The organism is Photobacterium kasasachensis (genome assembly GCF_050336885.1).
In the GTDB taxonomy this organism is placed as follows: domain Bacteria; phylum Pseudomonadota; class Gammaproteobacteria; order Enterobacterales; family Vibrionaceae; genus Photobacterium; species Photobacterium kasasachensis.
In genome coordinates, this window is record NZ_JAKJSH010000011.1 from 234,238 (window position 1) to 246,034 (window position 11,797).

Annotated in this window: 13 protein-coding genes and 1 pseudogene; 13 read left to right on the plus strand and 1 reads right to left on the minus strand. The window is 44.7% G+C overall.

What is annotated here, in order from left to right; genetic code table 11:
- The first annotated feature begins 326 nt into the window (after positions 1-326).
- The 11 genes and pseudogenes from L4D19_RS16925 to L4D19_RS16975 all read left to right on the plus strand — a co-directional run bounded on the left by L4D19_RS16925 (position 327) and on the right by L4D19_RS16975 (position 8,279).
- Positions 327-923: pseudogene (locus L4D19_RS16925) on the plus strand (tyrosine-type recombinase/integrase).
- Between the two features lie 351 nt (positions 924-1,274).
- Complete coding sequence (locus L4D19_RS16930) at positions 1,275-1,904, plus strand: PepSY-associated TM helix domain-containing protein (protein WP_428453427.1); 630 nt, start codon at positions 1,275-1,277, stop codon at positions 1,902-1,904.
- Positions 1,905-1,935: 31 nt separating this feature from the next.
- Positions 1,936-2,460, plus strand: a complete 525-nt coding sequence (locus L4D19_RS16935) for a DUF2271 domain-containing protein (protein ID WP_075767252.1) — start codon at positions 1,936-1,938, stop codon at positions 2,458-2,460.
- Between the two features lie 67 nt (positions 2,461-2,527).
- Entirely contained in the window at positions 2,528-3,364 is an 837-nt protein-coding gene (locus tag L4D19_RS16940) for a DUF4198 domain-containing protein (RefSeq protein ID WP_428453428.1), read from the plus strand.
- Between the two features lie 61 nt (positions 3,365-3,425).
- The gene (locus tag L4D19_RS16945; RefSeq protein WP_428453429.1) at positions 3,426-3,755 is read left to right on the plus strand and encodes a hypothetical protein; all 330 of its coding nucleotides are present in this window, start codon (positions 3,426-3,428) and stop codon (positions 3,753-3,755) included.
- Positions 3,752-4,324, plus strand: a complete 573-nt coding sequence (locus L4D19_RS16950) for a DUF6162 family protein (protein WP_428453430.1) — start codon at positions 3,752-3,754, stop codon at positions 4,322-4,324. Before L4D19_RS16945 ends, L4D19_RS16950 begins: the two co-directional genes overlap by 4 nt.
- A 103-nt stretch (positions 4,325-4,427) precedes the next feature.
- Entirely contained in the window at positions 4,428-5,354 is a 927-nt protein-coding gene (locus L4D19_RS16955; RefSeq protein ID WP_428453431.1) for a metal ABC transporter solute-binding protein, Zn/Mn family, read from the plus strand.
- A complete protein-coding gene (locus tag L4D19_RS16960) occupies positions 5,354-6,106 on the plus strand; it encodes a metal ABC transporter ATP-binding protein (RefSeq protein ID WP_428453442.1) in 753 nt (250 codons plus the stop codon). The genes L4D19_RS16955 and L4D19_RS16960 overlap by 1 nt, the downstream gene beginning before the upstream one ends.
- The gene (locus L4D19_RS16965) at positions 6,106-6,981 is read left to right on the plus strand and encodes a metal ABC transporter permease (RefSeq protein ID WP_428453443.1); all 876 of its coding nucleotides are present in this window, start codon (positions 6,106-6,108) and stop codon (positions 6,979-6,981) included. The genes L4D19_RS16960 and L4D19_RS16965 overlap by 1 nt, the downstream gene beginning before the upstream one ends.
- Positions 6,982-6,988: 7 nt before the next feature.
- Positions 6,989-7,885 carry a metal ABC transporter substrate-binding protein gene (locus L4D19_RS16970; protein WP_428453432.1) on the plus strand — a complete coding sequence of 299 codons (897 nt, stop codon included), beginning with the start codon at positions 6,989-6,991 and terminating at the stop codon, positions 7,883-7,885.
- A gap of 130 nt (positions 7,886-8,015) precedes the next feature.
- Complete coding sequence (locus L4D19_RS16975) at positions 8,016-8,279, plus strand: DUF3622 domain-containing protein (protein ID WP_160653603.1); 264 nt, start codon at positions 8,016-8,018, stop codon at positions 8,277-8,279.
- 246 nt (positions 8,280-8,525) lie between these two features.
- On the opposite strand, the gene L4D19_RS16980 is transcribed toward L4D19_RS16975, so the two are convergent.
- On the minus strand, positions 8,526-9,509 hold the full coding sequence (locus L4D19_RS16980) for an integron integrase (RefSeq protein WP_428453433.1): 984 nt from the start codon (positions 9,507-9,509) through the stop codon (positions 8,526-8,528).
- A 332-nt stretch (positions 9,510-9,841) separates the two neighbouring features.
- Here L4D19_RS16980 and L4D19_RS16985 point away from each other — a divergent pair, with 332 nt between their 5' ends.
- Both L4D19_RS16985 and L4D19_RS16990 read left to right on the plus strand, forming a co-directional pair.
- A complete protein-coding gene (locus L4D19_RS16985) occupies positions 9,842-10,318 on the plus strand; it encodes a T6SS immunity protein Tdi1 domain-containing protein (RefSeq protein WP_428453434.1) in 477 nt (158 codons plus the stop codon).
- 843 nt (positions 10,319-11,161) lie between these two features.
- Positions 11,162-11,515 carry a GNAT family N-acetyltransferase gene (locus tag L4D19_RS16990; RefSeq protein WP_428453444.1) on the plus strand — a complete coding sequence of 118 codons (354 nt, stop codon included), beginning with the start codon at positions 11,162-11,164 and terminating at the stop codon, positions 11,513-11,515.
- Positions 11,516-11,797: the final 282 nt, after the last annotated feature.

The window sequence follows — 11,797 nt, forward strand, 5'->3', positions numbered from 1 at the left end:
TTCTCATATTAAATGAAAGCGTTATAGTGATTGCTCTAACGTGTTTTTGCCCCATTTCAATTTAGCCAGCATTCCATCACACCTTTGTGTGCTATTGGCGAACTTTTTGAATCAGTGTAATGCCTACAGAAACTACACTTTTTACACCGAATATTTTTAGAAATCCGCACTTTTCACACCGAAAGCGAGTGCTCGAACTTTTTTTACAGCCAAGATGTACAATGGAAGAGCTAAATCACTTCTGTCCCAATGACTGTCATGGCAAGGACGTCATGCTAGTTTTCCTAAAATCCTAGTTGGCCAATAACACTCGAAAGGAGGTCAACATGAGGAAGAAATCATCAGGGGTATGTAGCGGCATAAAAAGGCCATTCAAGCTTGAAGAAATCTGGCGAATCAGAACACGGTTAGAACTTGAAAACGACTTGATGCAGCTTGCGCTACTTAATCTGGCCATAGATAGTAAATTGAGAGCCAGCGATTTACTAAAACTCCATGTATACGATGTTTCATCACAAGGCGTGATTTATGAGAGGGTGCAATGTGTCCAGTAGAAAACCGGTACTGATGTGCATTACGAGATCACACCAAGAACGCAGCAAAGTATCAGTCGATGGATCTTTTCAGCATCTCTGGAAGCAAACAGTTACCCTTTCCCAAGTACACGTCGAAAAGAACAACCTATAAGCTACTCGTTTTATCGTTCAATTATCAGGAATTGGACTAGCAAATTGGGATTGAATGCTGATTATTATGGAACTCATTCCATGCGACGCACGAAAGCCACATTGATCTACGCTAGAACAAAGAACATCAGGGCTGTGCAACTCTTGCTAGGTCATTCTAAGTTAGATAACACAATTCGTTACCTTGGCGTTGAATTGGAAGACGCTCTGAGGCTTTCAGAACAAATCGACTGCTAGTGATGGCAATTCAGGCTTTTCAATGTGCTGAAAAGCCTGTGCCCCAAAATGTTTTAGTTAATCCAATCAGTGGTGAGTTGTCATCAGTGCTTCCCTCCGCTTTTTCTTTCATTTACCAATTTCCAACGTACTGTTTTTATTTAGATTGTTGTTTATGTTTTTTCTATTTTAGCATTCCAGACGTCTTTCCGCGCTTCTGATCACTTTCCCGCCTTTATGCCTTCCTAGCCAAACGAGCATCTTGAGGTAGCTTGGGTATATACGTAAACAATGTAAATTGAATGCCAATGAAAACAATTATCAATTAAATTAAGCCACATAACATTTTGTGACTGTTAGTTGTTTTCTATCATGCTGCTAAAAAATAAAGCGGTTCAGCTTTGGGCGCGTCGCCTCCATATCTATATTTCGATGGCTCTGTTGCTTATCGTGCTGTTTTTCTCGGTAACGGGTATTACGCTAAATCGGCCCGAGCTATTTGTGAAGAGCCAACCTGCAGTCGAAGAACTCACCTTGTTGCTACCTGATTCGTTATTACAGTCAGGGAAAGCCCCTTTTGTGCCGAGCGAGCAGAGGTTTCTTACCTACTTGCAACAGTACGCTGATATGTCGGGTACCCCTTCAGCGATGGAGGTCTTTACCGATGTTGAGGAGGGTGAGCTGCTAGAGGGTGAAATTTCACTTGATTACAAAGGACCGGGCTTTAATGCCACCGTCTTTGTCGATTTAACAACCAAAGAAGCGGTGATCGAAAAATCACATTATGGTGTTGTTGCTGTTCTTAATGACCTCCATAAAGGGCGTAACAGTGGCGAAGTGTGGAAGTGGTTTATTGATATTACTGCTTTGTTGATGGTGCTCTTTGTGTTGACGGGTGTTTGCCTGTTGTTGCCAAAGAAAAAGACCTTGGCAACATCGCTCAAATGGACGGCACTGGGCTCATTGGTTTCTTTGTTGGTTTTCTTTTTGGCTGTTCCTTAAGGCCAGCAGCTAAGTATTAAAAGGATTTCCCATGACCTTTATTTCCAAGCCGCTTATAGCGCTTTCTGTTGCGCTGCCGCTGGCTTTCTCTGCCCACGCGAAACCTATTCCTGATAGTGCTTCGATGGATATTCAATTTGAATTACCAGTAATAAATACTTCGATGTATGCCCGGCCATATGTGGCGGTGTGGATTGAAGATCAACAGCGAAAACCTGTCCGAACAGTTCAGCTTTGGATTGGTAAAGATGAGTGGCTTAAAGATCTTCGCAGTTGGTGGCGAAAGGTCGGCCGTTATGATCGTGAGTTAGTCGATGCTGTGACTTCGGCAACTCGGCCAGCAGGTGAGTACCGATTCGTTTGGGATGGTTTGGATGATGCCGGTAACCGGGTAGAGCAGGGGACATATACCTTCTATACCGAAGTAGTTCGTGAGCACGGAGGTCGAAATTATATTCGTCAGAAAATACAGCTCGGTGAATCAGGTTTTACTCATCAGCTAGCGCCGACCGAAGAGACAGGCACTATCACTCTACATTACAGCGTCAACGATTAGTTATCTGCCCGATAAATGAGTTCGATTTTCCATTTGTTTAGTTTCTCGTTAGTTAAGAGCATCAAAAATGATCAAGAGTAAAAAAATTAAAGCGCTCTCTGTAGCGTGTGCTGTTGTTGCCGGCATGGCTGTTACGGCAACAGCCAATGCCCACCCGCGTTGGATAGTGCCGTCTCACTTTACCGTATCAAAAGAGGGCGGTGATTGGTTAACCTTTGATGTGACAGCGTCACACGGGACCTTTGTGTTCGACAAACCGGCAGGTAGTGAAACCGGCCAAATCATTATGCCGGATGGCCGTATTCAGTACCCTTCTTATGTCACCAAGGGCAAACGACGCTCGATTTTTGACTTCTATTTTGAAGAAGAAGGTACGCACAAAGTACGCGTTAATAACGTTCCATCTTACTACACGAAATATAAAGCAGGTCGGCGCGACACGGTTAAGTGGATGAAGGCTCATAAGGCCGAGCGTGCCCAGGTTCTGCCGGAGAAAGCCCGTGATGTCATCACTCAAGTTAGTTATACCCGCGCAGAAACCTATGTCACTGTCGGCAAGCCGACGACCAAAGCATTTGAGCTGGAGGGAAAATATCTGGAACTTGTGCCGGTGACGCACCCATCAGATATCGTTGAGGGCGAAGAAGTGGCGTTTCAGTTCTTCTATAACGGTGAGCCACAGCAGGGTGTAACTGCCGAGATCACTCGTGAAGGGACGCTGTACCGCAACCATCAGGAGCAAATTGATGTCGTCAGTGACAAGCAGGGGATGGTGACGTTTACTCCTGACACGGCAGGTCGCTGGTTGATGAAAGCGAACTACAAAGGTGAGCTGACTGATAACCCGCTAGCCGATATTTCGAGCGTCAATGTGCACCTGACATTTGAAGCAATTCTTCAGTAATTTAATAGCCTGTGTAAGCAGGCTATTCATTCCTTTCTTATTTAAGCTGTTGAGATTAATTATGAAATTAATTACGAAAAAGCGTGCTAGTTTGCTTGCTATCTCTCTACCTGGTCTCTTTTCCGCGTCGGCACACGCGCATTTTCCTCTCATGAGCTGTTGGCTTGAAACTGACAAGGTGGTTTGCCAAGCAGGATACAGCGACGGTAGCTCAGCGGTTGATTATAACGTCGATATGTTCGACTACGATGACAACCTGATTGCCAAGGTATCAACAGACAAGCGGTCAATTGCTGAGTTTGAGCTGCCTGGCACTGACTTCTATCTGGTTTTTGATGCAGGGCATGAAAATCCGGTTGAGGTCGATGTTGTCGAGATTTCAGAAAAATGATCTGTGAATCAGTCAGTGCCGATGATGGCGGCCGTGAAGGGAAGTGGGTTGCATTGTCGATTGCAGTCATACTTCTGATAGCAACAATCTTGCTTCCGCATCATCAGGTTTCAACAACACATCAAGCGTTGGCGCCCCATCAAATATTGATTCAAGAGCTTGAGCCTCAGGAGTTGGCGATGATAGCCGATTTGCGCCTGGCCCACGAAGAAATACGTAATATTCGCCAGGATAGCCTTGAACTTGATGGTGTTGATAGCTGGCCATCCATCAGCGAGTTAGAAGAGCAGTGGCTGGCACCATTTGTAAAGGACAAGAGCTGGCAGCACAAAGGCCAGCATCGGTGGCTGAATAACGACTCCGGTGCCTACCTGGGTATTCGTCAGCAACAGCAAGGCTCGGCTTCTGTTGTTCTTTATTCTTTGCAGGCATTGCCTGATGTTTGGTTGGATTTTGGCGAAACAGCACGCTCTGTTTCCATTGAAGGCCTGACAGATCCCGCTGCGCTTATAGATGCCGGCTGGAAACAGGTTGTCTTTACTGCCCAAGAAGAAAATCATCCTCATTAACAGGCTCACTTTGCCAATCCTGCGGCAATTGCGAGTGGTATCCGCTATGAAACAGCTAGTAACAAGCAATATAAAAAGTCATATGCAAAACCAGATAGTAAATATGATTAAAAAACAAAATAGTAAGCTCATACTAAAAGCAGTGTCAGCTGTATTGCTGTTGGTAGGAGCAACCTGGGCTCAGGCAGCAGAAAAACTCACCATAGGTATTACTCTCCAGCCTTACTATAGCTACGTAAAGGCGGTTGTTGGCGATAAGGTTGATGTGCTGCCGCTGGTTGATGCCGGTTTTAATCCGCATAACTATCAGCCCCAGCCGAACGATCTTCGTCGCCTGAAACAAATGGACGTGATTGTGGTCAATGGCATTGGCCATGATGACTTTGCCTTGAAGGTTATTCAGGCGGCAAACCGTGATGATTTGCTGGTAATAGAAGCGAACAAAGATGTGCCATTACTACCTGCTATCGGCCAGTCGGTAGGGGATGGTGCGGTGAATCCCCATACTTTTGTTGGCTTGTCGACGACTATCCAGAAGGTGTACACCATCGCCAACGAGATGGCGAAGATAGATCCGGAGAATGCTCGCTATTATCGCAGCAATGCCCGTCGTTACGCGACCAAGTTCCGGAAGTACAAACATGAAGCCATGATCACGCTGGGTGACTTGGATACCAGCGGCATGGTGGTTGCGACTACGCATAATGCCTATGGCTATCTGCTACAGGAATTTGGCATTGATGTTGCCGCGGTTATCGAGCCTGCTCATGGTGTCGAACCGAGTGCCAGTCAGCTTCAGGAGACGATCGAGAAGATCCGACAATCTGGTATTGATGTGCTTTTCTATGAGCTGAATATGCCAAACCGCTATGTTGATACCATCGAAAAGGCAACGGGTGTTCAGCTTTACCGCTTCTCACATATGACGCATGGCCCGTATAAAGCTGATAAGGTTGAAATTGAGATGAAGGCCAACCTCGACACCTTGGTTGAATCGATGAAGTTTGCAGCCGTTAAGAAAGGTAGCTAATCGTGGGCCCGAGTATTTGTTTGAACAATGTCGGCCTTAAGTATGGCGACAATACCATTTTGCATAATATCAATCATTCATTCACCGCAGCCCAATGCCATGTTGTGATGGGACCAAACGGTGGCGGTAAGACATCGCTATTACGCTCAATTCTTGGCTTAACGCCGTTCTCGGGTGAGATCAGCATACAGTGGCCAGAAGTGAAAGGTAAAGTTGGTTATGTACCGCAAAAAGCCGTTTTTGAATCCAGCCTGCCATTAACCGTGATGGACTTTATTTTGCTGAATCAGAGCCGGACACCTCTGTTCTGGCCAAACAGGCGTAACCGCTCTAAACAGCAGAACCATGCGTTGGCGCAGTTGGAGCGAGTCGGGATGGCGGCTCGCGCTGATCGCCGTATGGGACAGCTATCGGGAGGCGAACAGCAGCGCGTATTGTTTGCCCAGGCACTGCTTGATAATCCTGAACTGCTGGTCCTTGATGAACCGACCACCGGAATGGATGAACAAGGCGTTCGCTATCTTGAGTCTTTGATTAAGGAACTTGTATCGGAACAGAAAACCGTTCTGGCTGTTCACCATGACGTCACGGCGGTAAGGCGTTTGGATGCTCACGTTCATGTTGTTAACCGTCAGCTCATTGATAGCGGATCGGTGGCCGACGTTCTGGTACCAGAAAAAATAGAACGTTTGTTCAACCATTATTCGAGCGCGCCGCAACCGGATACTGCCGATTTGGAGAATGTCGCATGATGGACTTTATCCGATACTGGGCACAATCAGGCGTTGATGCAGGCTGGCTAAGTGAAAGCTTCTCTTATGCTTTTATGGTAAATGCTGTCGTTGCTGCGCTGTTGTTAGGGCCGCTCCTAGGTGGACTCGGAACTCTGGTGATAGCCAAGCGGTTGGCATTTTTCTCCGAAGCTGTCGGACATGCGGCATTGACCGGTATCGCCTTGGGCGTGTTATTGGGTGAACCGCCAGAGAACCCGATCATCGGCTTGTTTAGTTTCTGCATGATTTTCGCACTGTTGCTTCACTTTGTCCGTAATCGTACCAATGTGCCTTACGATACTCTGGTGGGGGTTTTCCTTGCATTGGCACTGGCTGTGGGCGCAGCGTTGTTGATGTACGTCGCGCGTAAAATCAATATTCATATGCTGGAAAACGTTCTGTTCGGCTCGATTTTGACCGTAACAGACCAAGATATCTTGGTGTTGGCACTCAGTTGCCTGTTAATAGTGCTGGTACTGATCCCGACATTCAATCGTATTCTGTTAACGTGCATCAGCCCCGATATCGCACGAGTGAGAGGGTACGCCACTAACTTTTATGATTATTTGTTTGTCATGATGATCACCCTGGTGACGATTGCCTCGGTGAAAATCATTGGTGCGGTTTTAGTGGGTGCTTTATTGCTAATTCCAGGAGCCACGGCACGTTTACTTACCAAGAACATGGGTGATTTCGTATTGATGTCGGCACTTCTTGCCACGGTTAGCTGCTTGGTTGGCACCATTCTTCCGATGGAGCTTAAACTGCCAGTACCATCGGGGGCCGCCATTATTATCGTGTCGGCTGTGCTCTTTTTAACTGCCACCTTCTACCGTATTGTACGAAAGGGATGATCAAGTAATGACAACTCAATTCAAAGAAAAATTAGCCAAGTTAACTTGTCTTACTTCTCTGGTTGCTACTGGACTGGTTTCAGCCTCGGTGCAGGCAGAAGATATTCTAACGGCGACACCTGTTACGTACATGCTAGCTTCAGAACTGACAGAAGATACGGCTATTACAACCAGCTATTTGCCACCCAAGCGATACGGCATCCAGCGACTGCCGAACTGGTTTAACGGCAAAGGGGCAGAGCAAACCGCTAAGGCGGGACGTGATGCTAAGGTTGTTGTTACATTGGGCTCTACCTGGCCTCAGGACCCTCTGTATGTTCATGCTCGTCAGGGGAACATAGCGATTATTGAGATAGATGCCTCTCAAGCGATCTCTCCACGAGCACAAGGCGTTGCAGCTTTGCGGTTGGATGATGGTACAACGTCGATGTTTACCTGGCTCAACCCTGCCAATCTGAGCCGTATGGCTGCGATTGTTAGCCAAGATTTACAACGAGTATGGCCCGAGCAGGCAAAGGTTATAGAAGCTAACCAGCAACGGCTGATGTTAGACGTTCGAAAGATGATAACTAGCCAGCAGAATGACTTGTTTGAAGCGGAGATTGATTCAGTGATATTGCTCTCCAAAGAGCTTGAAGATTTCGCCTCTGGTAACCAGTTATTCGTTGTCGAGAGATTTACTCAACCTGAGCTGGAATGGACCGATGCGGATAAACAAGCACTTGAAGAGCTACTGAAAAACGATGAATCCTTATGGTTACTGACATCAAAGAAGGTTAGTAACCTGTTGAAGTCATTGGTGCCTGACCCAAATCGTATACTGGTTGTAGATAGTGTGGATAGATGGGGTCGAGAAGGGATCAGCAAAGAAGCTCCATTGGCACGTTGGCAGCTAGATTTGTAATTCATCATTCTTTATTGGCACTAATTGTGTTCTAATACCGCTCTTACAAAGGGGGAGTGCTTTCCAGAGCGTTGAATTTGTAGATTCAATACCAAGTGCTTCCACCTTGAGTTATTCCTAGGAAAATGAAATGGCAAACGGCAAAAAATTTGATTACCGCGTAGTTGAGAAAAGAAATGGCTGGGCGGTTGAGATTATTCGACAGATCACTGCACGTCGTACAACTATCTCTAAACGTGAAACGGGCTTCGCAACCGAAGCAGAAGCGACCGAATGGGCAGAGAAGACTTTAGCTGAGTTCGTGCAAAATCAAATTGAGCGTAACAAGCGTAAAGCGCTTCAGCGCAAAGCGAATGAAGAAAAAGAGGCAGAAGAAGTTGAAGACTTAGATTAAGTACTTCTATTGAGCTATCTGCTGATCTTTTAAAGGCCTTATGTATGAACATAAGGCTTTTTTATTTTCACATAAATAGATAAAACTTATATTACGGCGCTAATTCATTGTTTTAGTTCGCATAAGATGAAACTGACTCTATCTGAACGCTTAAATCATGGTACGATCTGCCTTTCTAACTAGGCATTTGTCAGGGATTTAAGTATCTTCGGCGGTAGCGTATCTGCTTCTTAGACTATATACAGATTAGTTGTCCAGAGGGCTCCTGACTCCGCTCTTGTGTATCCCTGCCACATGGGTATAAATCTGGGTTGTTTTAATGTCTGAATGACCGAGTAATTCTTGAATGTTTCGAAGATCTGTCCCTTTTTCAAGTAACCGGGTAGCAAAAGAGTGCCTAAACGTGTGGCAACCAGCTTTCTTGATAATCTTAGCCTTATGAATTGCTCTCATGACATGTTTTTGAACCGTACGATCAGTAATGTGATGACGCATCATCTTTCCAGAGCGCGGATCAACAGTTAACTTAGAAGCAGGAAAAAGATACTGCCAACCATAACCTCTAGCTTGTGTCGGAAATTTAAGAGCCAGTGCGTAGGGCATGTAGACTTCGCCGAACCCTTTATCCAAATCTCTATCATGTAGAACTCTGACTAAATCCAATTGCTGCTTAATAGATCTGACAAGCATACTAGGAAGTAGCGTTTTTCTGTCTCTGTTTCCTTTCCCGTTTCGAACTGTTATAGAATGCGTTTCCAGGTCGATATCGGCAGCTCGTAGTCTGAGTGCTTCATTGATCCGTAGTCCGCTACCATACATAAGCTGCGCGACTAACTTGGCTGGCTCGGCTAGCTCGTTAATTACAGTGATTGCTTCATGGTGGGTGAATACTTCAGGGATTTTGGGGCCTTTCTTCGACCTTTTATACTTCAAGGATTCAGTATTTTGCTTAAGCAGTTCTCGACAAAGAAAAACAACAGCATTCAGGGCTGTTTTCTGCGTATTGGGGGAGACATTTTTTTCAACTACTAAATACTCAAGAAAGCGGCTGATGTCAGCAGAAGAGATGTCTTGTCGAGATTGGTAACCACAGAAGTTAATATACCGCTTAATCCAATGTATGTATGTTTTCTCTGTCGAATACGAAAGTCCACGTACCCGAATGAATGATGTTAGCTCTGTGATAAAGTTACTATTAATCGCTGATAAAGGTTGAGGGATATCTTTCATTGAACTGGTTATCCATACAGTTGTTTTGCTTTAGGCTAGACAACAAATTCCTCTTGTTCAATATCTTCAGAAACTTGTTCGGTGATTTTGATTACCAATCACATTGAGATGAAAAATACTTATACATCAGTTGCATGTGAAGTTACGTCCTAAGCTGGATATGCGAACTCAAGTCGGTATATCTGAGGTTGTTATTGTGAACTTGAAATGTGAGTGGTTGTTTTATTGGGATTTGTGTTTCTCAAGAGCTGTCGGAGATTACGAAAAGAATATATGAACGGAATTAGCGAACAGGTTTCGTAGAATATAATGTTATGCCTAAAGGAGAAAATATGTCTTTAACATGGAATGATCTAACCATTAAGTTTGATCATATTGAACGAGAAAGTTTAATCGAAGATTGGCAGTGGCTTGTTGGCTCAGCTTTGCCAATATTGATCAGTTCAGTAGGTGATGCATTTTTACAAACAGAGTCAGGTGAAATACATTGGCTAATTACTGGTAGTGGAGAATTAGAAAAGGTAGCAGACTCATATGAGGATTTTCAGTCAAAGCTCCAAGATAATAAGCTAGTTAATGAGTGGTTTTTAGTTCCTGTAGTGGCTAAGTTGAAAAGTCTTGGTGTGAACTTGGTGGACGGTAAGCTTTATGGTTTTAAGCAATTTCCAGTTTTAGGTGGGGAATATGAAGCAGAAAATTATGAACTTACGGACATTGAGGTTTACTTTTCGATGTCAGGTCAAATCCATTATCAAATCAAAGATATTCCAGCCGGTGCACAAGTTAACTTTACAATGACTGAGGCATAACAAAGCAATTAAGGTGACCCGTTACACTCGGCAGTCTTGGTACGGAGTTCGGTGCGCTTTGCTGGTTTTGCGTGGGGCACCTTATTGCAGGCGTTATGGCATATAAAGCACAGGCAACGGGTGTTTGCTGCAAGGTTTTCGGGTCAAGCTTAGCGGCTATAAAGTCGCTCTTTTCAGGCGATATGATTTAACGCTTCTCGGTATAACGAACTGTGAATTTGGCTGGTTTTGTCCACAGCACGCTTGATTTACCAGCTGTGTTTGTTGTCAGAAATACCTGAAACATCATCGAACGAGAACGGTCAAAATTGGTTTCTGGTTATCAAGTTCCAACTATTTGCAATATTTCCCGAAGCTTCCGCTTTAAATCTGCAAGTAAAGAGCATTTCTTTGCCAAGTTGCCACTGATTTTGTTTGTGGGTTCATGAAGTTATGTATCAAGTTCAGAAAGGGTTTTATCGGTAAGGTAAACTGGCTGGCGTTTTTGCGGATTTATCTGTAGCGGTAGCGTATCTGGTAAGTAACTGAGGTTTGTTGAGTTTGCCATAACAAAGCAATTAAGGTGACCCATTACACTCGGCGGTTTTGGCTTGAAGTTCAGTGTGCTTTGTTAGTTTGGTGTGGGGCACCTTATCGCAGGCGTTATGTCAAAGAGGCGGTCAATGGAGAAACCGTATTGAAAAATTTGGTTCCCAAACAGGTAGAAACAAATAGACTTGTTCTCAGACAGTTTCAAGAAAGTGATTGGTCTGGGTTACTAGAATACTTATCTGACCCACTAGCCGTCGAGTATACATTTGTTGAGCCTCTTGATGAAAAGGTGCAAAAAGCGTTGTCTCGCGTATAGCAGAGCATTGGGAACGTTTGGGATATGGCCCTTACGCTGTTGAACTGAAGAAGACAGGCGAGTTATTGGGTATAGTGGGCTTTTTCTATCCAGCTCATTGGCCAGAGCCAGAAATCAAGTGGGCATTAGCTCGAAAGTATTGGGGCTTTGGATTTGCTAAAGAGGCAGCTCAAGCTGTTCAAAGAATCGGTAGCAAATATATACCTCAGATAAGTCTTATCAGTTTTATTCATTCACAAAATGGCAACTCTATTGGTTTAGCTTATGCATTGGGAGCAACCTTTGAAAAGGAAATGCTATTTCGTGGTGACCAAACTTGGCATGTATATCGCCACCCAACAGTGACATAACAAAGCAATTAAGGTGACCCATTATACTCGGCATTTTTGGCTTGAAGTTCAATGTGCTTTGTTAGTTTGGTATGGGGCACCTTATTGCAGGCGTTAGGCATGATAAAAGCCTGCTTTTTGATCTGGTCGTAACCATGTCGCCCAAGAACGGGAATTCTTAGGCCATTCGTTCATTGCATGGCTGTACTTTAAGGGAGTGGAAATGCAAGTTGCTCCGTTCTTTGCTGCCTCAGACGATGGCAATAAGCGTTCCTAGTTTCCTCGTTGCACCGCAGTTAAAGG